The organism is Streptococcus sp. 10F2 (assembly GCF_054331515.2).
The window spans coordinates 57,794-77,996 of sequence record NZ_JBTGGE020000001.1; the positions used below are offsets into that span (position 1 = coordinate 57,794).

General features: G+C 41.4%; 26 protein-coding genes and 1 riboswitch. All 26 genes read left to right on the forward strand.

The genetic code is table 11. The features are described from left to right. The first annotated feature begins 22 nt into the window (after positions 1-22). Positions 23-385 (forward strand): hypothetical protein, encoded by a 363-nt coding sequence (locus ACXM1Q_RS00400; protein WP_458515357.1) that lies wholly within the window; start codon positions 23-25, stop codon positions 383-385. Further along, positions 372-602: a phage holin gene (locus tag ACXM1Q_RS00405; RefSeq protein ID WP_458515358.1), complete on the forward strand. Its 231-nt coding sequence runs from the start codon at positions 372-374 to the stop codon at positions 600-602. Before ACXM1Q_RS00400 ends, ACXM1Q_RS00405 begins: the two co-directional genes overlap by 14 nt. Before the next feature lie 292 nt (positions 603-894). Then, positions 895-1,878: a peptidoglycan recognition protein family protein gene (locus tag ACXM1Q_RS00410; RefSeq protein WP_460255631.1), complete on the forward strand. Its 984-nt coding sequence runs from the start codon at positions 895-897 to the stop codon at positions 1,876-1,878. Positions 1,879-2,405: 527 nt separating this feature from the next. Beyond that, complete coding sequence (locus ACXM1Q_RS00415; protein ID WP_458515360.1) at positions 2,406-2,633, forward strand: hypothetical protein; 228 nt, start codon at positions 2,406-2,408, stop codon at positions 2,631-2,633. A gap of 9 nt (positions 2,634-2,642) precedes the next feature. Beyond that, positions 2,643-2,825 (forward strand): ribbon-helix-helix domain-containing protein, encoded by a 183-nt coding sequence (locus tag ACXM1Q_RS00420; RefSeq protein ID WP_458515361.1) that lies wholly within the window; start codon positions 2,643-2,645, stop codon positions 2,823-2,825. 70 nt (positions 2,826-2,895) lie between these two features. Continuing rightward, positions 2,896-3,084: a hypothetical protein gene (locus ACXM1Q_RS00425; protein ID WP_458515362.1), complete on the forward strand. Its 189-nt coding sequence runs from the start codon at positions 2,896-2,898 to the stop codon at positions 3,082-3,084. 299 nt (positions 3,085-3,383) lie between these two features. Then, positions 3,384-5,051 (forward strand): formate--tetrahydrofolate ligase, encoded by a 1,668-nt coding sequence (locus ACXM1Q_RS00430; protein ID WP_458515363.1) that lies wholly within the window; start codon positions 3,384-3,386, stop codon positions 5,049-5,051. Positions 5,052-5,256: 205 nt separating this feature from the next. Then, a complete protein-coding gene (locus ACXM1Q_RS00435; protein WP_458515364.1) occupies positions 5,257-5,595 on the forward strand; it encodes an ATP cone domain-containing protein in 339 nt (112 codons plus the stop codon). 139 nt (positions 5,596-5,734) lie between these two features. Continuing rightward, on the forward strand, positions 5,735-6,169 hold the full coding sequence (locus ACXM1Q_RS00440) for a EutP/PduV family microcompartment system protein (protein WP_458515365.1): 435 nt from the start codon (positions 5,735-5,737) through the stop codon (positions 6,167-6,169). 1 nt (position 6,170) lies between these two features. Continuing rightward, a complete protein-coding gene (locus ACXM1Q_RS00445; protein WP_458515366.1) occupies positions 6,171-6,767 on the forward strand; it encodes a cob(I)yrinic acid a,c-diamide adenosyltransferase in 597 nt (198 codons plus the stop codon). 182 nt (positions 6,768-6,949) lie between these two features. Further along, positions 6,950-7,095, reverse strand: a riboswitch (adenosylcobalamin (AdoCbl) riboswitch). Between the two features lie 246 nt (positions 7,096-7,341). Next, positions 7,342-8,478, forward strand: coding sequence for a 1-propanol dehydrogenase PduQ (locus tag ACXM1Q_RS00450; protein WP_458515367.1), 1,137 nt, complete (start codon positions 7,342-7,344; stop codon positions 8,476-8,478). Between the two features lie 59 nt (positions 8,479-8,537). Continuing rightward, complete coding sequence (locus ACXM1Q_RS00455) at positions 8,538-8,882, forward strand: BMC domain-containing protein (protein ID WP_167758442.1); 345 nt, start codon at positions 8,538-8,540, stop codon at positions 8,880-8,882. Positions 8,883-8,900: 18 nt separating this feature from the next. Continuing rightward, the gene (locus ACXM1Q_RS00460; protein ID WP_135034995.1) at positions 8,901-9,476 is read left to right on the forward strand and encodes an ANTAR domain-containing response regulator; all 576 of its coding nucleotides are present in this window, start codon (positions 8,901-8,903) and stop codon (positions 9,474-9,476) included. Between the two features lie 7 nt (positions 9,477-9,483). Continuing rightward, complete coding sequence (locus ACXM1Q_RS00465; protein ID WP_458515368.1) at positions 9,484-10,866, forward strand: sensor histidine kinase; 1,383 nt, start codon at positions 9,484-9,486, stop codon at positions 10,864-10,866. Positions 10,867-10,971: 105 nt separating this feature from the next. Continuing rightward, positions 10,972-12,408, forward strand: a complete 1,437-nt coding sequence (gene eutA, locus ACXM1Q_RS00470) for an ethanolamine ammonia-lyase reactivating factor EutA (protein ID WP_458515369.1) — start codon at positions 10,972-10,974, stop codon at positions 12,406-12,408. 15 nt (positions 12,409-12,423) lie between these two features. Further along, positions 12,424-13,794: an ethanolamine ammonia-lyase subunit EutB gene (locus ACXM1Q_RS00475; protein ID WP_135035004.1), complete on the forward strand. Its 1,371-nt coding sequence runs from the start codon at positions 12,424-12,426 to the stop codon at positions 13,792-13,794. Positions 13,795-13,808: 14 nt separating this feature from the next. Next, a complete protein-coding gene (eutC, locus tag ACXM1Q_RS00480) occupies positions 13,809-14,708 on the forward strand; it encodes an ethanolamine ammonia-lyase subunit EutC (RefSeq protein ID WP_458515370.1) in 900 nt (299 codons plus the stop codon). 12 nt (positions 14,709-14,720) lie between these two features. Continuing rightward, positions 14,721-15,377, forward strand: coding sequence for an ethanolamine utilization microcompartment protein EutL (eutL, locus tag ACXM1Q_RS00485; protein ID WP_458515371.1), 657 nt, complete (start codon positions 14,721-14,723; stop codon positions 15,375-15,377). A 16-nt stretch (positions 15,378-15,393) separates the two neighbouring features. Next, positions 15,394-15,915 carry a BMC domain-containing protein gene (locus ACXM1Q_RS00490; RefSeq protein ID WP_458515372.1) on the forward strand — a complete coding sequence of 174 codons (522 nt, stop codon included), beginning with the start codon at positions 15,394-15,396 and terminating at the stop codon, positions 15,913-15,915. A 6-nt stretch (positions 15,916-15,921) separates the two neighbouring features. Then, the gene (locus ACXM1Q_RS00495; protein WP_458515373.1) at positions 15,922-17,403 is read left to right on the forward strand and encodes an acetaldehyde dehydrogenase (acetylating); all 1,482 of its coding nucleotides are present in this window, start codon (positions 15,922-15,924) and stop codon (positions 17,401-17,403) included. A 14-nt stretch (positions 17,404-17,417) separates the two neighbouring features. Further along, a complete protein-coding gene (locus ACXM1Q_RS00500; protein WP_458515374.1) occupies positions 17,418-17,702 on the forward strand; it encodes a BMC domain-containing protein in 285 nt (94 codons plus the stop codon). 45 nt (positions 17,703-17,747) lie between these two features. Continuing rightward, on the forward strand, positions 17,748-18,020 hold the full coding sequence (pduA, locus tag ACXM1Q_RS00505; RefSeq protein WP_135035019.1) for a propanediol utilization microcompartment protein PduA: 273 nt from the start codon (positions 17,748-17,750) through the stop codon (positions 18,018-18,020). A gap of 74 nt (positions 18,021-18,094) precedes the next feature. Then, a complete protein-coding gene (locus ACXM1Q_RS00510; protein WP_458515375.1) occupies positions 18,095-18,664 on the forward strand; it encodes a hypothetical protein in 570 nt (189 codons plus the stop codon). 9 nt (positions 18,665-18,673) lie between these two features. Next, a complete protein-coding gene (eutD, locus tag ACXM1Q_RS00515; protein WP_458515376.1) occupies positions 18,674-19,309 on the forward strand; it encodes an ethanolamine utilization phosphate acetyltransferase EutD in 636 nt (211 codons plus the stop codon). Between the two features lie 10 nt (positions 19,310-19,319). Next, positions 19,320-19,907: a hypothetical protein gene (locus tag ACXM1Q_RS00520; protein ID WP_458515377.1), complete on the forward strand. Its 588-nt coding sequence runs from the start codon at positions 19,320-19,322 to the stop codon at positions 19,905-19,907. Between the two features lie 11 nt (positions 19,908-19,918). Beyond that, positions 19,919-20,194, forward strand: coding sequence for a EutN/CcmL family microcompartment protein (locus ACXM1Q_RS00525; RefSeq protein WP_458515378.1), 276 nt, complete (start codon positions 19,919-19,921; stop codon positions 20,192-20,194). Positions 20,195-20,203 lie beyond the last annotated feature (9 nt).

Consider the following 20,203-nt stretch of genomic DNA (forward strand, 5'->3'; position numbering starts at 1 on the left):
AACTTAGAAAGCGAGGTAATTTGTGAATATTGGAGAAATTGTTACGCTTTTTGGGGCTGTAGTGGCTCTGCTTGGGGGTGTTTCAAAGCTACTGTCAGAGTCCAGGCGGTCTGCTGAAACGTTAGAGCAAATTAAGAAGACAGCTGATAGTAACTCTGAGGCGTTGACCAAGGTTACAAATGGGACTAGGACTTCTTTACGATATCGACTCTTTCATGATATGCAGGTAGATATTGCGAAAGGTTATACGACTTTGGAACGGAAGCGAGAGATAGCCAAACTCTTTGAATCTTACAAGATTCTCGATGGGAATGGGGAAATTGAGTTGATGTATCATGAGTTTGTAGAATTGCCTTTGAAAGGAGACAATGATGCGCCTATCTGATAACTGGTATCAAGCCTTTAAATGGCTAGTACTTATTTTTTTACCAGCTTTGAACACTTTGATTTTTGTCGTAGGTGGGGAGCTAGGCTATGATTTGACGGTGGTCAATAACATTTTGACTGCCGTTTCTGCTTTTTTAGGAACCGTGGTAGGTGTATCTACAGTTGATTATTACAGGAAGGAGGCAGAGAATGACGACAGCACAAGACGTGGTTAACTACACTAACACTTTGGTAGGGAAGAAGGTTACAGTCCCTACCAACCCCTACGGGGGGCAGTGCGTGGCTCTGATTGATCATATTGTTCAGCATTTTACGGATGGGAAAAAGAATATGGCTTACATCAATGCCATAGATGCTCTTAAAAAAGCTAGGCAGAATGGCTTTCCTGTCATTGAGAATGACCCCAACGATCCGAATTTGATTCCGCAGTCGGGCGATGTTGTAGTCACTACTGAGGCATGGCCATTTGGACATATCTTCGTGGTTGTATCCGCTGACGTCAAAGGCATGCACACCATCGAGCAGAATATTGACGGCTATCGTGATGACAACCGAAATGGCATCAACGACCAGCTGGAAGTCGGAGGTGGTGGATACACCCGTAAGAACTATCGAGACTACAGTCACGTCGTAGGGTGGTTCAGGCTGCCCTATTCTAGCTCACAGGAGGTCACAAAGCAGAAAGAGGGTAAATCTACCATGGAACCTAAAAACGTGAATGGAGACTTGTATAGCGGGCTGATTACTGAAGCACGACCAGAGGTGTTCTGGAGTGGTGGCAAGCGGACGAGTAAAATCCAATACATCGTGATCCACGGTACAGCCACAACGTCTGTAACAGGTGCTTATAGCACTTGGTTACGGTCACGGAATAACATGACTTCCGCTCATTATTTGGTGACACCGAACGCTACCATGGGATGTGTTGGTGAAAATCATGTCGCTTGGCATTCTGGTGGAGAGCATGCAATCACCAATGAAAATTCAATCGGAATTGAGCACATCAATTCGCACATTGGAAATGTAAACGACCCGAATACCTATCTGTTCGATGATGCAACTCTTGAACGTGGAGCGAAGCTGGTCGCAGAGATTTGTTTGCGCTATGGATTGAAACCCGATGCCAGCGTTATTGTTCCCCACCGACAAGCTAGTGCAACAGCTTGTCCGCAAACCCTTGATATGGCTGATTACATTAAGAGAGTTCAGCGTTATTACAACGAAATGAGCGGAGTGGTTATTTCCAAAAAGGAAAATACCACTCAAAAACCAGCTATTTCCAAAACGGAAACAACTGGCTCATTCAAGGTTCGTGTCTCAGTCACTGACCTAAACATCCGCAAAGAGCCATCTATCAAAGCCAAAACCAATGGCAAGGTAAAACCTGGTGTCTACACTATTACAGAAACCAAGTCCGCTGATGGCTATGAGTGGGGCAAGTTAAAGAGCGGTGCCGGCTGGATTGCGTTAAAGTATGCGAAGCGGATATAATTGACTTCCCGGTGTTAGGAAATAGCACTGTTGAGCATTTTGTTGACGTCAACAAAATTGGTAGCTATGCGGTTTTCGGGTAACTGACCGACATTGATGTCGGTCAGACTTAGTTACTTAACACTACTTAATATTACTTAACACTAAATATCTAACCGACATTTCCATCGGTAGCAAAATCCCCTTTCGGAATTTCTTTCCGGAGGGGCTGTTTTTGTTTTCGAAAGTTGACGTTTTTTCTTAAAAAAGGCAAATCATTAACATTGTATGTGTGATGTTAAGTTATTTATGTAAAACTTCTTAGAATCGTTTCAGTTTTTATTAGATTTTATCGTGAGATTTTCTTTTCCAAGTAAATTCCGGAGGCCTTATAAACGTTGTTAAATCAACGTTTTTCTATTTTCTAAATAAATTCTTTTCGTGAGAAAAACGTGAGATTTTTTAAATTTTTTTAAGATATCGCTTGACTTATGTACGTACATAAGTTATACTATATACATAAAGATGAAGGAATCGAGGAAAACAAAATGAAACTTAAAGATATCGTGAAAAACTACATTTCTTTTTACAAAGAATTTGGAATGACTGCAGCTGAACTTTTGGAAGTTTTGAATAAATACGTTTCTTATTTTGAAATTGAGAACATTGACTTCGGTAAATTCGTGGCTGATATGGAAGAATACACTCAAGACAATACTGAATATTTTGGTTTTAGTGAAGTATCTTTTAAAGAAGCTATGGCCTGGTTTGCGTAAGGAGGAAAAATGACAGAACTAAAAAAAATGGGGCGCCCAATAAAAGGAGGTGCTCCTCGGAATAAAAGGTTGGAGCTTCGCATAACTGAAGAGTATTTGGATCGTTTAAATGCAATCGCACAGAAGACTGGATTGACAAGAAGCGAGCTAGTTGTTGAAGGAATTGAAAAGATTTTAAAAAAATATGACTAAAAACTCTTGACTTATGTACGTACATAAGTTATAATTAATACATAAAGATAAAGGAATCGAGGAAAACAAAATGGCACTAAATCAAGAACAAATCAATGAATTGGTAAAAGAATACAACGCCTTCATGGCAAGTGAAGGACGTGATCCAAAAACTGAGGATGAAGTGTTGGAGGACTTGCAAGCATACGCTAAAGATTTCACAGACTACGAAGATTTTGATGAAATCCCGTTTGAAGAGTTGTTGGATTTCATTGGATAATTAGCAGAATAATATTAAAAAGGCTCACACGAGCCTTTTTGTGATACAATAGATAAAAATTTATGGAAAGGTTCCATTGATTTTCTAACGCTAACCACTCCGATTTTAGGAGTGGTTTTTTGCTTTTATGGGGGGCAACGAGGGGGCAAAAAATCGGTAAAGTTTAGAAATGTTTGGTAAATAATTGAAAAATGAGCTGTCTGAACCCCTTATTTTGGTAGGGTTTGGCACGATATATGAAAATATTGTAACTGGCTACTGATTTACTGTATAATGAGGAGTGAAGAGGAGGATTGGTCATGAAAACTGATATTCAAATTGCACAAGAAAGTTCCCTGAAACCAATCATAGAGATTGCAGCAAGCCTCGGCCTAGAGTCAAGCTCTATTGAACAATACGGTCCTTATAAGGGAAAAATTTCCTATGAGACTCTTTCACGTTTGAAACAAGAAGAAGCTGGTAAATTGATTTTGGTGACGGCTATCAATCCTACTCCAGCCGGAGAAGGAAAATCGACAGTGACTATTGGACTGGCAGATAGTCTTGCTGCTGCAGGTCATAAAACCATGATTGCACTTAGAGAACCATCCCTTGGCCCAGTTATGGGCTTGAAAGGAGGAGCTGCTGGTGGGGGCTATGCCCAGGTTCTTCCAATGGAAGATATTAACCTTCATTTCACGGGGGATATGCATGCCCTGACTTCTGCCCATAACACTTTATCTGCTCTTATAGACAACCACCTTCATCAAGGGAATGACTTGGATTTAGATCCAAGTCGCATTGTTTGGAAGCGTGTCCTAGATATTAATGACCGAAGCTTACGTCAGATTGTGATTGGACTGGGTGGACCTATCAACGGTCAGCCTCGAGAAGATGGTTTTGACATTACTGTTGCTAGTGAAATGATGGCTATACTCTGTTTGGCTCAGGATCTTCAAGATTTGGAACAGCGCTTGTCCAATATTTTAATTGGTTATAAACGGGATGGAAGTCCTGTCTTTGTGAAAGATTTGGGGGCAGCAGGAGCGCTAACACTATTGCTCAAAGATGCCTTAAAACCGAATTTGGTGCAAACCATTTATGGAACTCCAGCTCTAGTTCATGGGGGGCCTTTTGCCAATATCGCTCATGGATGTAATTCGGTAGTTGCTACGGAGACAGCCTTGTCTTTGGCTGATATTACTGTCACCGAAGCTGGGTTTGGAGCTGATTTAGGAGCGGAGAAATTCCTAGATATTAAAGTTCCCCACTTGCGTAAAGCTCCTGATGCGATTGTAGTGGTCGCAACCATTCGTGCTCTGAAGATGCATGGAGGCCTACCTAAACAGGAATTGACACAGGAGGATTTGACAGCCCTTGAAGCTGGATTTGCGAATCTCCACCACCATGTTCAGACTCTAGCATCAACTGGAAAACCTGTTGTTGTCGCCCTCAACCGTTTCTCTGGCGATACAAGTGCAGAATTAGAGCTGCTCAAGCACCTTTGCCTGAATGCTTCCATTCCTATTGCTCTTACAGAAGTTTGGGAAAAAGGGCCTCTGGGAGGCCAAGAATTAGTTGAGCTTCTCCTACCTTACTTATCAGAAGAAAAAGGTTTTACCTCGTATTACGACCGTCAAGGAAATTTCATGGAAAAACTAGAGTCCCTAGTTCAGAAGGCCTATGGTGCCCAAGGTGTGGATTTGACCCCGAAAGCGGTGAAACAACTGAAGGAGTTTCAGCGTCAGGGTTGGGATCACTTTCCAATTTGTATGGCCAAAACACCCTACTCCCTATCTGATGATCCGAGCTTAGGAGGACGACCTCAGGATTTCCGAATCACCATCCGTGAATTTCAGGTGCGTCATGGAGCCGGTTTTATCGTGGCTTTGGCTGGAAATGTCTTAACAATGCCTGGTTTACCGAAACAGCCAGCAGCATTGAAAATGGGATTGGATGCAGATGGTCATGCTTTCGGTCTTTTCTAGAAAGTTGACAACGTGATTTCAATCTGTTAGAATGTGAATATGCGATGAGTCGATTGGTAGTAGAGACTACCCATCAAGCATAGGAGGTCATATCGCAGGAGCGGACCTTGATGAGTTGTGTGAACCTGCTCATCACACGGAAGTGCCTTTCGGATCCCTCCTCTTTTTGAGTGAGGGATTTTTTGTAAGGAAATGGAGGAATCATATGCGAGTCATTAAACGTGATGGACAAGTAACGGAATTTAACCCTGAAAAAATCTACCAGGCGATTTTAAAAGCAGCCCGGTCTGTTTATGTCTTGGATGATTCTTTACGACAAAATCTTGCCCAAGTAACCAAGAAAGTGGTTATGGATTTGGAAGAAGCCCAGATTGAAAAAGCAACTATTAGTATGATTCAATCGATGGTTGAAAATCGTCTTTTAGACGCTGGCTACATTAATATTGCTGAGCATTATATTTCTTACCGTTTGCAGCGAGATTTGGAGCGGAATGGCTATGAAGACCGCATTAGTGTTCATCTAAAATTTGAACAATTGAAGTAATAAGACTTGATTTATAACTGTTATTAGCGTAAAATGAAATTGCTTACATAAGAATAACCAAGGCAAAGGGGCCTGTTTCCAATCGCGATGAAGCGAGACTATTTGGAACGGGATTCCTTTGCCTTTTTAGGAGTAAACGATGAAAAAAATAATGCTTATTGGGCCTATTGGTGTGGGAAAAACGAGCTTGACCCAACGCTTACATGGCTTGGATTTGGCTTACCAAAAGACCCAGGTGGTTCAATTTCATGAGGATATCATTGATACACCTGGTGAATTTCTACAGCACAGGCAATACTACCATGCTTTAAATGTGACGGCTATGCAAGCTGATGTGATTGGTTTGATGCTAGATGCTAGCAAGGAAGAGCAGTTTTTTCCACAGGGTTTTTCAAATTTATTTACTAAAGAGATGGTGGGGCTGATTACCAAGATGGATCTGATTGAGGAGGGACAATCTATGGATTGGGCTTATTGCCAGCTTCAGGAGGCGGGCTGCCAACGAATTTTTGAACTTTCAGCAGTAGACAATCGCGGTTTATCAGATCTTTTAGAATTTCTACAGGAGGACTAAGATGCAACTATATACAAAAACAGGTGATAAGGGTTTAACAAAATTAGTAGGTGGTCAAAGTGTTGCTAAAGATTCAGAGCGGGTTCAGGCCTATGGGACCATTGATGAACTCAATTCTTGGATTGGGTATTTGATGTGTGATTTGAGTCCGGAAGATGTTCTTCGTGAAGAGTTACTAGAGTTACAGCACTATTTGTTTGATTGTGGCTCGGATTTATCAACTCCACAAGGTGTTTATCCTTATAAGGTGGATCAAAGTCTTGTGGATTGGATTGAGGAGCGGATTGATTTGTATGCTCCCATTCCTCCAGCTTTGGAAACCTTTATATTACCAGGGGGACATCCTTTGGCGGCTTCACTTCATGTGGCTAGAACGATTGCGCGTCGTGCTGAAAGACATATCGTTGCAGCCATGTGGTCAACAGATATCAATCAAAATGTTTTGATTTTTGTGAATCGGTTATCGGATTATTTCTTTGCTTTGGCGCGTTTTGTGAATGACAAAATGGGTGAAAAAGATATCCCTTACGAACGAGGCAGTAAGGTCTTCCATGCTATTACAAAAGAAGATGTAGAACGTTGGTCTCGTAAAAACTAAGCATAGCAAGAAGAGGTTGGGAATTTCCCAACCTCTTGTTTGTTATTGAAAGCTAATCTACTACTTTGTAGTTCCCACTAAGCTTCACTGATTAGTATAGCCTTCTAAGGACTGCGACTCTGCAGCTGGACTAAGTCCAAGAAAATGATGGTACTAATCGTAGAATGAAAATGAATGGGTATTCATGAGGTCGAAGCTTTACATCGAAACTCGACTTCTACTAAAACTTAGATTCAAAGATCTGACTTAAAGCTAGGCTTATCACAGTGGCGGGACCGTGTTGGATTTACACCAAACTTCCATGAATCTAAGAGTACAATAATCAATTTCTTCTAGTCCTAGTTTATTCTTTATTTTTAGAAAAGGCAAGTAAAAGCTTTCGGTTGGATAAGAATTTTTTAAAATCTCATCCGATTCCTGTCTTTACTTGAGACGGAAGCGCTTTTATGTTACACTAGGTATAAGTACAATGGCGTACATCGAATGAAACAAGCAATGAAGCTACAGGAGAGGACTAGGACGTAGGAGTTGTAGGTCTTTTCATGTGGCTTATTTTTGTATTAAAGGAGTGCCTATGTATCAGATTTGTTATAAAACAGAGCTCTTAGTCGGGGCAGGAGCTTTACGGGGATTGGAGAAATATCAACAACAAACAATTCTAGTTGTTGCAGATCCCTTTTTGGAAAAGACAGGTCAATTAGAGGAGATTTTAGCCTATTTACCTGCTAGTAATCAGGTGACCATTTTTAGTGAGATTCAGCCAGATCCACCGATTGAGGTTGTTATTGCAGGAATTCAGGCTTGTCCTGAAGGTGGAGTGGATCTGATCTTAGCGATTGGAGGTGGATCAGCCTTAGATGCAGCAAAAGCGATTTACTATTTTGGTAAGAAGCAAGGACGATTTAAGGAGGTAGAATTGGTTGCGATTCCGACCACTAGTGGAACGGGATCGGAGGTAACGGACTTTTCCGTGATTACAGATGCTGAATTAGGCCGCAAATATCCAATTGTAGATCGAAGTCTGCTGCCTGATGTTGCGATATTAGATGCAGAATTGGTGAAAAGTTTACCGCGTTCAATTACAGCAGATACAGGAATGGATGTTTTGACACATGTGTTGGAAGCCTATGTTTCTCCAAAGGCTAGTGATTTTTCGGATGCGTTAGTGGAAAAGACGGTTCAACTCGTATTTGAGTATTTACCTCGTGCTTATCGGAATGGTCAGGATCTTGAAGCCCGCGAAAAGATGCATGTAGCCTCTACGATGGCAGGAATGGCTTTTAATTCAACATCACTTGGAATTACCCATAGTCTATCTCATGCGGCAGGCGCAGTTTTTCATATTCCTCATGGACGTCTCAATAGTATTCTTTTACCGCAAGTGATTGCCTTTAATGCAGGTTTGGACGGTGTTCGCTTAGATCGGGAGCATGTGGAAACAGCTAAACGCTATCAACGCTTGGCTCGCTTATTAGGCTGTTCAGCCTCTAATCCAGGATTAGGAGTGAAACAATTTTTGCAAGCTCTGAAAAGTTTGCAGAGAAAGTTGGATTTACCATTAACGTTTGCTAAATATGGAGTAGATCGGGCTTTATTTGATGAGAAGAAAGAGACGATTGCTGCTTCGGCTATTCAGGATCCATGTACATTGACCAACCCACGTCACCCCAATCCAGATGATTTAGTGACTATTCTTGAGAATCTTTATTAATTTTGAAAAAATAAGAAAAAATTGATATGATGAAATAAGGAATAGAGTCAGGAGAAAAAATGGCTGAGAAACAAAGAATGATTCAAGAATATGTGCCGGGGAAACAGGTTACTTTGGCACATTTAATTGCAAACCCAGATCCAGTGATTTTTGAGAAATTGGGTTTGCAGGCTAAGGAACAGGGAGCTATTGGAATATTAACAATCACGCCTAGTGAAGCGGCGATTATTGCGGTGGATTTAGCGACCAAAGCTGCCGGTGTGCAGATTGGTTTTGTGGATCGCTTTAGTGGATCGGTAGTGATGACAGGGGATGTATCCTCTGTTGAGACAGCTTTAGTAGCAGTGTTAGATGGTCTTAAAGCTATCCTTGGTTTTACCAGTACTGTGGTAACCAAGACTTAGTTGTGAGAGAGTGAGCGCATGAAAAGTAAAATTGTAATCGTCGATGATGACCCTATTGTTCGCCTTGATATTCGACATATCTTGGAAAAGGAAGATTACCAGGTAGTTGCAGAAGCCAAAGATGGCTTTGAAGCGATTGAAGTTTGTCAAAAATTCCATCCAGATTTAGTGATGATGGATATCCAATTGCCATTGTTGGATGGTTTGACAGCTAGTAAAAAAATATTAGATGATGGATTGACCTATAGTGTTATTCTTTTGTCTGGTTTTACAGATGAGCACTATGTTCAAAAGGCTAAACAATGTGGAACAAGTGCTTATCTAGTTAAACCTCTAGATGCAAAATCCCTCATTCCAATGGTGGAAGTCTGTTTAGAAAAAGGCCGCGAATCCTATGCATTAAAAGAAGAAACCCAAAAATTAGCGAAAAAAATTGAAGATCGGATTTTAATTGAAAAAGCGAAGGGACTTTTGATGCAGCAGAACCATTTATCTGAACCGGAGGCCTTTAAGCAAATTCGTACAATCAGTATGCAAAAACGCGTGCCGATGATTGAAATTGCGAAATTGCTATTGATGCATGATGAATTATAGAGAAAAAATGAAGATTCTCTGCGAGGAGCAAACCGATCTTGAACCCGCAGCAGTATCTTACCTTATTCAACAGGCTGAGCAATTAGAAAAACGGCAACAATATCAGCAGGAAGATGTCTTTATTGATGTGCGAAGCTTGGGGCAGGCTAATCAAGCTTTGGTGATCTATCATAAAAAACCGCTTAGCCAACCTAGTCTCTATAAAGACGAGGTGGTTGGTGATTTGGCCGATTTAAGCAATGAACCCGGGGTGATTCGTACCTTAGAAACTGGTCTAGCTTCTGTAGGCTTGACCGCCCTATCCCAAGAGGGACTGATGATTTATCAGACTGTCTATCCGATTACTTGGGAGGGACGAGTTATAGGGACTTTAATTATCGAAATGCCACCGCCCCCACTCCCATCTTCATTTCCAATGCAGGAATCTTCACAGGTTCCTTGGGAAGAAGAACTCCCAGGATTTTTAGAACATTTGGACAATCTGATTTTTGTATTTAATGGAGAGGGAACCTTGATTTTTGCGAATGCTAAAGCTCGTCATCTGTATGCTGGGTATCTGGGCTACAAGGATCCCCTCCCGGGAATGCATTATGATAATTTAGTGCTGGACACATTGACTTTTGAGGATTTGTTGTTTCATAACCAAGTTCAAGGTTTGGAAATCGAGGAAGTTCGTGTTCCGTATGGGGGATATTTCTTTCAATTAAAACGTCAGTTCATGTCCAATGGATTTCTATTAATGGAGTGTCGAGATGTGAGTGAGATTTGGCAGCTTCAAAAACAAATTGAAGAGCAACAGATGAGCTTGCGAGAGATTAACCACCGTGTCAAAAACAACTTACAAACTTTGGTATCCTTATTGCGTTTACAGGCTCATCAGACAGATAATGTTCTTGTGGAACAGGCATTGGAGCAGAGTGTTCACAGAATTTTATCAATAGCCAATATTCATGACCTCTTATCAGCAGAAAAGGGAAATCAAATGGCCGTTCGTCCCCTGTTGTTACGGGTCTTGGAGACAGTCCGACGGTCTTTTGGTCAGGAATTTATCCAAGTAGTTTGGCAAGTAGATCCAGATTATGAACTCGATTCAAGTCGAGCGACGGCTTTAGCCTTGATTGTGAATGAATTATTGCAAAATTCATTTGAGCATGCCTTTCCAAAAAAACAATTGAATTCGCAAATTCGGTTGCATTTATCGAGGAAAGATGGTATTATTAAATTATTGATAACTGACAATGGTAGCGGTTACAATGTCAAACAAGGTTTTGCAGAAGGCCATCTTGGTCTCATTTTGGTAAAACGCTTTGTTGAAGATAAGTTGTCCGGTAGATTGGACGTTCAATCAAGTCCCCGTGGGACAAGGACACGCATCACTTTTCATGAATAAGATAACTCTCTACAATGGTGTAGGGACGGTAAGAAGCAAAGACGCTTAGAGAATAGATCCATTTATGGACCTAGTTCTTTAAGCGTATTTTTTTGGAGGTATTCCATGTCAGAAAAAATACTGAGTGTCGGGTTAGATATTGGGACAGCTACAACACAACTAGTTCTTTCCCAATTAACGATCGAAAACATAGCCTCAGTTTTTACGATTCCTCGTGTGTATATTACAGACAAAGAGGTGTTGCACAAAAGTGAGATTATGTTCACTCCTCTATTGGATAACCATTTGATAGAAGCCGAACAAATCAAGACTTTTGTTCAAAAAGAATACAAGCGTGCAGGGATTAGCCGCGAAGATATTCAAATGGGAGCTGTTATTATTACAGGGGAATCGGCACGTAAGGATAATGCCAGTCAAGTGCTAGAAGCCTTGAGTGGCTACGCTGGGGACTTTGTTGTAGCCACGGCAGGTCCAGATTTGGAAAGTATTATTGCTGGAAAAGGAGCATGTAGTCATCTATACTCAGAAACCCATCATACATCGGTGGTAAATATTGACATTGGTGGGGGAACTTCTAATTATGCCCTCTTTCGAGAAGGAGAAGTTCAGGACACTGCATGTTTTGATATTGGTGGTCGATTAATAAAGTTGGATCCGAGCAGCCAGATTATTCATTACATTGCACCAAAACTGCAAGAAATTATCAAGCAGGAACAGTTGCAACTGACAGTCGGTCAACCGCTGAATCGTGCAGATCTCGATCGCTTGTTGGGAATTTTGGTCGAAGTGATGGAGGAATCTGTTGGTCTTCCAGGTCAGAGTCCTTATTTTGATCTATTGGTGACCAATCATGCCTTAAAAAAAGGACAAGAGATTAGTTGTGTATCTTTTTCAGGAGGTGTCGCAGATGCGATTGCTCTTGCTGAGCAAGAAATCGATGACTTTTTATACGGAGATATTGGTATCTTACTAGGACGAGCGATTGCCCAGTCGGCTATTTTTAAAGAAAAAGAAATTGTTCAATCAGCAGAGACGATTCGAGCCACTGTAGTCGGAGCAGGTAGTCACACGACAGATGTTAGTGGAAGTACGATTACTTATATAGCTGATATTTTACCGCTAAAAAATATGCCTGTTTTGAAGATGTCTGATGAGGATGAAGCTTGTGATCAGGGACAATTGGGAATGCGGATTCGTGAAAAATTACAATGGTTCCAACTGGAAAATCAGGTTCAACAAATTGCGCTAGCTTTTAAGGGCAAGAAAAGTCCAACTTTTGTAGAGGTTGAAGCCTATGCAGATGCGATTGTTGAAGGGATGGCAGCCAGTATTGAGGAAGGTTATCCTCTAATTGTTGTTGTAAGAGAAGATATGGCGAAGGTGTTGGGACAATGTCTCTATGCTCGGCTTCCCCAAGATTACCCTTTTGTCTGTATTGATTCGGTTGATGTCCAAAATGGAGACTACCTAGATATTGGAAGACCTATTGTGGAGGGCTCTGTTCTCCCAGTTATTGTGAAAACATTAGTATTTGATTCCTAAAGGAGGAAGCGATTCATGATTTTAAAAACAAAATTATTTGGTCGTGTCTATGAATTTTCGTCAGTGAAAGAAGTTCTAGCCAAGGCTAATGAGTATAAGTCAGGGGACCAGTTAGCAGGTGTGGCTGCACAGTCTGCGGAAGAGCGTGTAGCGGCTAAGGTTGTTCTGGCACAATTAACGCTTGCGGATTTATTTAACAATCCTGTTGTTCCTTATGAAGAAGATGAGGTTACACGGATTATTATTGATGATGTCAACCTTCGTACTTATGAAAAAATTAAACATTGGACTGTTGAAGAATTACGGGAATGGATTTTAGATACAAATACGAAGAATGTCGACATTCAATGGATTTCTCGTGGTTTAACATCAGAAATGGTGGCTGCTGTTGCAAAATTGATGACCAATCTTGATTTGATTGTAGCAGCTAAGAAAATTGTGATTACCAAAACAGCCAATACAACTATTGGAGTTCCGGGTACATTTTCTTCCCGCCTGCAGCCCAACCATACAACGGATGATCCAGATGGAATCATGGCTTCTACTATGGAAGGATTTGCTTATGGTTGTGGGGATGCCTTGTTAGGATTGAACCCAGTTGATGATTCAGTTGAAAGTACCAAACGGGTTCTCCATAAATTTAATGACTTTATTGAGGAATATCAAATTCCAACTCAGCACTGTGTCTTAGCTCACGTTACGACTCAAATTGAAGCTATGAATCAGGGAGCTCCGACAGGATTGGTATTCCAGTCTATTGCTGGATCTGAGAAAGGGAACACCGCTTTTGGTTTTGATGCTAAAACGATTCAAGAAGCGCGTGATACAGCTCTTAAAGTTGGTTCTGCTGCAGGTCCGAATGTCATGTATTTTGAGACTGGACAAGGTTCTGAGTTGTCATCCGATGCTCATTATGATGCCGATCAGGTAACTATGGAAGCTCGTTGTTATGGTTTTGCGAAGCATTATGATCCTTTCCTTGTGAATACAGTTGTTGGTTTTATCGGACCTGAGTACTTATATGATTCTAAACAAGTTATTCGTGCTGGTTTAGAAGACCATTTTATGGGTAAATTGTCTGGTATCTCGATGGGATGTGATATCTGTTATACCAACCATATGAAGGCTGACCAAAATGATGCGGAAAACCTTCTTGTACTTTTGGGGGCAGCAAATGTTAACTACATTATGGCTATCCCACATGGCGATGACATCATGTTGAATTATCAAACAACTGGATATCATGAGACAGCTACTATGCGCGACTTATTAGATAAACGACCAATTAAGGAATTCGAAGAGTGGATGGAAAAAATGGGTCTCATGGAAAATGGTCGCCTAACTGCCTTGGGTGGTGATGGATCTGTCTTTATGCAAAGCAAGTAAAAGGAGGTAGAAGAGTGGACGAACTACAATTAAAGGAAATGATTCGAACTCTCTTGAGTGAGATGGTTGATTCAGATAAGGAAGAGACTCCGATTCAAGCAGAGCCTCTAAAGCAGACAGGGACTGTCTCTGTTGAGAGTCAAGTTGAGGATGGCTTTATTGATGATATCACAGAAGTAGATATTCAAGAGCAATTTTTGGTTCCAAATGCTGTTAATGAAGAGGCCTACCGTAAGATTAAAAAATTTACACCAGCACGACTTGGTTTATGGCGGGCAGGTACTCGGTATAAAACACAATCTGTCCTACGTTTTCGGGCAGATCATGCGGCAGCGCAAGATGCAGTCTTTTCATACGTGTCTCCAGACTTTGTTGAAGAAATGGGCTTTATTCCGGTTCACACATCTGCATCTAGTAAAGATGAGTACTTGACACGCCCAGATTTGGGACGGATTTTTCCAGAGGATCAGCAAGCTATTATTCAGGAAAAATGCAAACGAAATCCCAAAGTTCAGATTATTGTAGGGGATGGTCTAAGTTCCTCGGCTATTGAAGCAAATCTTAAAGATTTTTTACCAGCTTTGAAGCAAGGACTAACCATGTTTGGTTTGGATTTTTCAGAGGTTCTCTTCATTAAACATGCCAGAGTTGGGGCGATGGATCATATCGCAGAGTTAACTGGAGCAGAAGTTGTATGTATGCTTGTTGGAGAACGTCCTGGTCTTGTAACAGCTGAATCCATGAGTGCATATATTGCTTATAAACCTTGGATTGGAATGCCAGAAGCTAAGCGGACTGTTTTGTCTAATATCCATAAAGGAGGAACGCCGGCTGTAGAAGCTGGAGCTTATGTAGCAGAAATCATTAAGAAGATTTTGGATCATAAAAAATCAGGTGTTGATTTAAAAGGATAGAAGGAGAATAGAATGGTCAAACAGGAACGGTTAGGTGCTAGCGTATTGACATCGTTGCTAATTCCGAATGTTGATGCAGCCTTAGCAGCCTCTTTGGAGCTTAAACCTCATCATCGGAGTGTGGGGGTTGTGACCTCTGATTGTGATGATGTTACGTATGTAGCTTTGGATGAAGCAACTAAGGCAGTGGATGTTGAGATCGTCTATGCGAAAAGCATGTATGCAGGAGCTGGAAATGCTTCTACAAAACTGGCTGGGGAAGTTATTGGCATTATTGCTGGACCAAACCCAGAAGAAGTTCGTAGTGCTTTGGATGTGATTGTCTATGAGATTGAAAATGGAGCAAGCTTCTACAGTGCCAATGAAGATAACAGCATTCCTTATTTTGCTCACTGTATTGCACGATCAGGTTCTTATCTTTCTCAAGCAGCGAATGCTGAGGAAGGAACAGCAATTGCTTATTTGATTGCTCCTCCAGCTGAAGCAGTAGTTGGTTTGGATGCAGCTCTAAAAGCTGCAGATGTTCAAATTGGTGCTTTTTATGGACCACCAAGTGAAACAAACTTTGCAGGTGGATTATTGGTCGGCAGTCAGTCTGCTTGCCGGGCTGCTTGTGATGCTTTTGCGAGAGTCGTCGAGCAAATTGCGGATAATCCAAAAACCTACTAGATAAGGGGAGATTTGTATGACACAAAAAGCACTTGGCTTAATTGAAGTAGAGGGCTTCTTAGGTGCGGTTGTGGCGGCTGATCTTGCTCTAAAAACGGCTGATGTTCGTTTGATTCAAGCGGAAACTGTTAAGGCTGGATTGAAAAATGTCCAGATTATGGGAGATGTAGGAGCCGTAAAGGCGGCCATTGAGGCGGTGAAATCCGAGTTAGGGCAAGAACCTTACTTTATTTCGAGTCATGTCATTGCCCGTATGGATTCTCAAACAGAGCAATTGTTATTCTCGAATCCAGTAGAAGGTCAGGATGTTGAAGAAGAAACGGTCGTTTTAGAGGAGACTCCTGTAGCAGTAACAGAACACGAAGAGACTCAACAAAGAGTTCTCAAATACGAACGGTTGAAGCTAGAGGGTATGACGGTGGTTAAGTTGCGTAGCCTAGCCTACCAGGAGCCGGCTATTGGGCTCACTAAAAAAGAGATAAAATTCGCTCATAAAGCAATCTTACTAGAAGCTTTAGAAAAAATAGAAAAGGAGTAGGCGTCTATGTATATTGAAGATAAGGACTTGGCGTCAATCCAGGAAGTAAGAAATCTGATCCGGACGGCAAAGAAGGCTCAGAAAGAGTTGGCCCAATGGAATCAAGAACAGATTGATACCCTGGTAAAGGTCGTCACCAAGGCCTGCTATGATAAACGAGAATATCTAGCTAAACTAGCTGCTCAAGAGACTGGTTTTGGTCGTTGGGAAGATAAGGTGTTAAAAAATGCCTTGGCTTCTCAAGGAGTATACGAAGAAATTAAGCATCAAAGAACAGTTGGTGTTTTATCGGAAGATGCTAAAACGGGACTAACAGAAGTAGCTGTACCGGTTGGAGTTATTGCAGGGTTAATCCCTTCTACAAATCCAACCTCCACAGTTATCTATAAGGCATTGTTAGCTCTTAAAACAGGGAATAGTATTATCTTTTCTCCGCATCCCAATGCCCTTAAGAGTATTGAGGCAACTGTTGAGATTATTCAAGAGGCAGCTAAATCAGTTGGTTGTCCACCAGGAGCCGTCTCATCCATTCACCGTGTCTCTATTCCGGCAACGAATGAATTGATGCGGCATAAGGATACTAACCTTATTTTAGCAACAGGTGGAACAGCCATGGTACGAGCAGCCTACTCTTCTGGTACACCAGCAATTGGAGTAGGACCAGGAAATGGGCCAGCCTATATTGAGTCAACTGCAGATATCTCTCATGCAGTCCAACAAATCTTGGATTCAAAAACCTTTGATAATGGAGTGATTTGTGCTTCTGAACAATCTGTGATTGTTGAAGAGTCTAATAAAGAAGCTGTCATTGCAGAATTTAAACGTCAAGGAGCTTATTTTGTTCCTGCAGAAGATGCTAAAAAATTAGGAGCCTTTGTTATTCAGCCAAATGGAATGATGAATCCAAAAATGGTTGGGAAGCCAGCGCCTTTAATTGGGGAAATGGCTGGAATATCGGTACCAGCAGATGCACGAGTCTTGATTGCAGAAGAAACTGGAGTTGGTAAAGGTCATCCATTCTCCTTGGAAAAACTTGGGCCGGTTCTTGGTTTTTACACCGTTAAAAATTGGGAAGAAGCTAGTGATTTAGCCAATCGTATCTTGAACAATGAAGGTGCAGGTCATACTTTTGCTATTCATAGTCAAAATCAGGATATTATTCGTGAGTTTAGCTTACGGACTCCGGTATCTAGACTTTTAGTTAATACTGGATCTGCCCTTGGTGGAGTTGGTGCCACAACCGCCTTGTTCCCATCCTTCACTTTAGGGTGTGGAGCGATAGGAGGAAGTTCAACTTCTGATAATATCAGTCCTATGAATTTGATTAATATCCGCCGCATTGCTAGTGGTCAGCGGAATTTAGCCGATTTACGGAAGACTGAAAATCAAGTAGTAGAGGTTGTAAAAGAACTTAAATCTGAAAGCTCATTCAGCGATGAGGACTTAATCGAAACCCTCGTTGCAAAAGTTTTAGAAAAATTAACATAAAAGGAGAATAGAAGATGAATGCAAATGCACTTGGAATGGTAGAAACAAAAGGACTTGTAGGCGCAATTGAAGCAGCAGATGCGATGGTCAAAGCAGCTAATGTAACGTTGGTTGGAAAAGAACAAATTGGTGCTGGTTTGGTAACGGTTATGGTTCGTGGGGATGTTGGTGCAGTTAAGGCTGCGACAGATGCAGGCGCAGCAGCAGCAGAAAATGTAGGAGAATTAGTCTCTGTTCATGTAATCCCACGTCCTCACACTGAGGTTGAAGTTATTTTGCCTGGAAGCAAATCTGAATAAGTTTACAGAATTAGGAAACATTTTAAATAAAAAGGAGAATAGAAGATGAATGCAAACGCACTTGGAATGGTAGAAACAAAAGGACTTGTAGGCGCAATTGAAGCAGCAGATGCGATGGTCAAAGCAGCTAACGTGACTTTAGTTGGAAAAGAACAAATTGGTGCTGGTTTGGTAACAGTTATGGTTCGTGGGGATGTTGGTGCAGTTAAGGCTGCGACAGATGCAGGAGCAGCAGCAGCAGAAAATGTAGGGGAATTAATCTCTGTACACGTTATTCCACGTCCACACTCTGAAGTAGAAGTTATCCTTCCAAAATAGGAAGCAAGGGGGAGGGACCGGAATAGAAACTGGTCCCTTCATGTTCCCTTGAGGGTAGGAAAGGAAGTGACTGTATGACTCTGTATACAGAAGCACGAATTCGCAAAATGATGCGGGAATTAGATTTGGAAGCTTCAGGGCAGTTGCTCTTAGAAGCGGGATCCATTTTGACTCCTTCTGCTAAAAGCTTCCTCAGAGACCGTCGCATGAACGTTTCATGGAAAGAAGCTAAATCTTCGGAAAAAACGGATTTTCTATCTCTACCCACAGACACTTTGTTTCGCTTGGAGAAAGTCTATCCTTATTTTTTAAAAGCTCAAAAAGTCTTAAGGCAGTATTATTTGCTTGATAAAGAAGAAAAATTGATTCATTACTTCCATCAACTTCAAACGTTGAGAAAAGGGAAAGAATTAGAACTAGAAATGTCTGTAATTTTCGCAGATGACAGTGCTGACCGACTTATGAATCAAGTTTTGGAGAAGCCAATCTGGGCATTGGAGCTCTATCAATTATCGATAGAGTTGAACCAAATTTATTGTGAATATGAATTAGCTTGGTCAACCGAATCCCAAAATCGGCATGAACAATTTTTGAGACAGTTAAAAAAAATAGTGGGTGGAATTCAAAGCTTGATTGTGGAGTGAGGAAATGCAATGAAATTAGAAACATTGATTGAAAAAGTAGCTGAACGGGTTCAAGAGCAACTAGATTCTAGTTTTGAAATTGAAGCCAGTGGCCGTCATGTCCATCTGAGCCAGAAAGATTTGGAGAGTCTTTTTGGACCAGGATATGAATTAACGAAGATGAAGGACTTATCCCAACCAGGTCAATACGCAGCACAAGAAAGAGTGACTCTGATTGGTCCGAAAGGTATCTTTCGAAATGTAGTCATCTTAGGACCTGTTCGGAAGGAATCACAAGTAGAAGTTTCTGCGACAGACTGTTTGCAATTGGGAATTCAAGCACCTGTGAGAGAGAGTGGTGATATTGAAGGCACACCTGGAATTGTTCTTGTGAATGGAAATCGCACAGTTTCTTTGGACAAAGGATTGATTGTTGCCAAGAGGCATATCCATATGACACCAGAGGATGCAGAACGCTTAGGTGTTTCAAATCATGAAATTGTCCAGGTTCGAGCAGAGGGGCAACGCCCGCTTATTTTTGATGATGTGGTGGTTCGGGTTAGTCCACAATTTGCGACTTACATGCATATAGATTATGATGAAGCCAATGCTGCAGGATTTGTTAAAGGTATGCGTGGTCGTATCGTAAAGATTTCAAAAACATAGGAGATGGCTTATGACACAAATTGAAGATCTTATTCAAGCTGTGACAGACCGCCTCTTAGAAAAATTGACTGTAGAAACTGCCAGTAAGGAGTCAGAAAAGGTTTATGTTTTTGGCTCAGAGGACTGTAAGCGTCAGATTCAAAATTTGGGTTTTGAAGTGGTAGAAGATGCCCAACAAGGGAAGGTTTTGGTTATTGAATCTTTAGCAGATGCTGCCGTTTTCCGTTTGGCTAATCTTTGTCCACTGACAACCTTAGAAGAATGGATTTTGCAGGCTCTGCAGCAGGGAAAAGCGGTTTTTGTTTTAGGAGCTATGCCGACTGTGCAAGGCTCTACTAAGGCTCTGCGGACTAGTATTGGAAACGCGAATCAAACAGTTTGTTCATTTGGATTACGATTTACAGATGTTGAGGGTTTGAAAGGATTTTTACAGCGGAAAGAAGTCACACCTAAAAATGGAAAACGTAGATTGTTAACAGAGGAGAAAGCCCAATCCCTTGGCTTATTACCGGGTGATCACCTGGATGCCAAAAACTGGCTTATTACTCCGTTAGCTCGTGATTTTTTACGTCGAAATAGGATTAGGATAGATGAATAAGGAGTGGGGAGATGTTTGTCGGTAAAGTCAAGGGTAGCCTATGGGCTACTCGAAAAGAGGAAGCCTTGAATGGTTTGAAGTTTTTAGTTGTTGAACGCCAATTAAATGACCAGCAAACAGATCCCGCTCATGTGATTGCGGCAGATTTAATTGGGGCTGGCCAAGGTGATTTGGTATTGGTTACGACAGGAAGTAGTGCCCGTGTGGCCCTGGATAAGACCGATGTGCCAATTGATATGCTGGTTGTTGGAATCATCGATAAGGTAGCTTATGAAGATGATAATTAGAAAGGAAAG

Bases quoted from the DNA above. Each gene is read 5' to 3' on its own strand.
- ACXM1Q_RS00440 (WP_458515365.1), top strand. From the start codon at position 5,735: ATGAAAAAAATAATGCTTATTGGGCCTATTGGTGTGGGAAAAACGAGC.
- pduA (WP_135035019.1), top strand. From the start codon at position 17,748: ATGAATGCAAACGCACTTGGAATGGTAGAAACAAAAGGACTTGTAGGC.
- eutD (WP_458515376.1), top strand. From the start codon at position 18,674: ATGAAATTAGAAACATTGATTGAAAAAGTAGCTGAACGGGTTCAAGAG.
- ACXM1Q_RS00415 (WP_458515360.1), top strand. From the start codon at position 2,406: ATGAAACTTAAAGATATCGTGAAAAACTACATTTCTTTTTACAAAGAA.
- ACXM1Q_RS00420 (WP_458515361.1), top strand. From the start codon at position 2,643: ATGACAGAACTAAAAAAAATGGGGCGCCCAATAAAAGGAGGTGCTCCT.
- ACXM1Q_RS00500 (WP_458515374.1), top strand. From the start codon at position 17,418: ATGAATGCAAATGCACTTGGAATGGTAGAAACAAAAGGACTTGTAGGC.
- ACXM1Q_RS00510 (WP_458515375.1), top strand. From the start codon at position 18,095: ATGACTCTGTATACAGAAGCACGAATTCGCAAAATGATGCGGGAATTA.
- ACXM1Q_RS00460 (WP_135034995.1), top strand. From the start codon at position 8,901: ATGAAAAGTAAAATTGTAATCGTCGATGATGACCCTATTGTTCGCCTT.
- ACXM1Q_RS00430 (WP_458515363.1), top strand. From the start codon at position 3,384: ATGAAAACTGATATTCAAATTGCACAAGAAAGTTCCCTGAAACCAATC.
- ACXM1Q_RS00410 (WP_460255631.1), top strand. From the start codon at position 895: ATGCACACCATCGAGCAGAATATTGACGGCTATCGTGATGACAACCGA.
- ACXM1Q_RS00475 (WP_135035004.1), top strand. From the start codon at position 12,424: ATGATTTTAAAAACAAAATTATTTGGTCGTGTCTATGAATTTTCGTCA.
- ACXM1Q_RS00425 (WP_458515362.1), top strand. From the start codon at position 2,896: ATGGCACTAAATCAAGAACAAATCAATGAATTGGTAAAAGAATACAAC.
- ACXM1Q_RS00465 (WP_458515368.1), top strand. From the start codon at position 9,484: ATGAAGATTCTCTGCGAGGAGCAAACCGATCTTGAACCCGCAGCAGTA.
- ACXM1Q_RS00405 (WP_458515358.1), top strand. From the start codon at position 372: ATGCGCCTATCTGATAACTGGTATCAAGCCTTTAAATGGCTAGTACTT.
- ACXM1Q_RS00525 (WP_458515378.1), top strand. From the start codon at position 19,919: ATGTTTGTCGGTAAAGTCAAGGGTAGCCTATGGGCTACTCGAAAAGAG.
- ACXM1Q_RS00435 (WP_458515364.1), top strand. From the start codon at position 5,257: ATGCGAGTCATTAAACGTGATGGACAAGTAACGGAATTTAACCCTGAA.
- ACXM1Q_RS00450 (WP_458515367.1), top strand. From the start codon at position 7,342: ATGTATCAGATTTGTTATAAAACAGAGCTCTTAGTCGGGGCAGGAGCT.
- eutL (WP_458515371.1), top strand. From the start codon at position 14,721: ATGGTCAAACAGGAACGGTTAGGTGCTAGCGTATTGACATCGTTGCTA.
- ACXM1Q_RS00490 (WP_458515372.1), top strand. From the start codon at position 15,394: ATGACACAAAAAGCACTTGGCTTAATTGAAGTAGAGGGCTTCTTAGGT.
- ACXM1Q_RS00495 (WP_458515373.1), top strand. From the start codon at position 15,922: ATGTATATTGAAGATAAGGACTTGGCGTCAATCCAGGAAGTAAGAAAT.
- ACXM1Q_RS00520 (WP_458515377.1), top strand. From the start codon at position 19,320: ATGACACAAATTGAAGATCTTATTCAAGCTGTGACAGACCGCCTCTTA.
- ACXM1Q_RS00455 (WP_167758442.1), top strand. From the start codon at position 8,538: ATGGCTGAGAAACAAAGAATGATTCAAGAATATGTGCCGGGGAAACAG.
- ACXM1Q_RS00445 (WP_458515366.1), top strand. From the start codon at position 6,171: ATGCAACTATATACAAAAACAGGTGATAAGGGTTTAACAAAATTAGTA.
- eutA (WP_458515369.1), top strand. From the start codon at position 10,972: ATGTCAGAAAAAATACTGAGTGTCGGGTTAGATATTGGGACAGCTACA.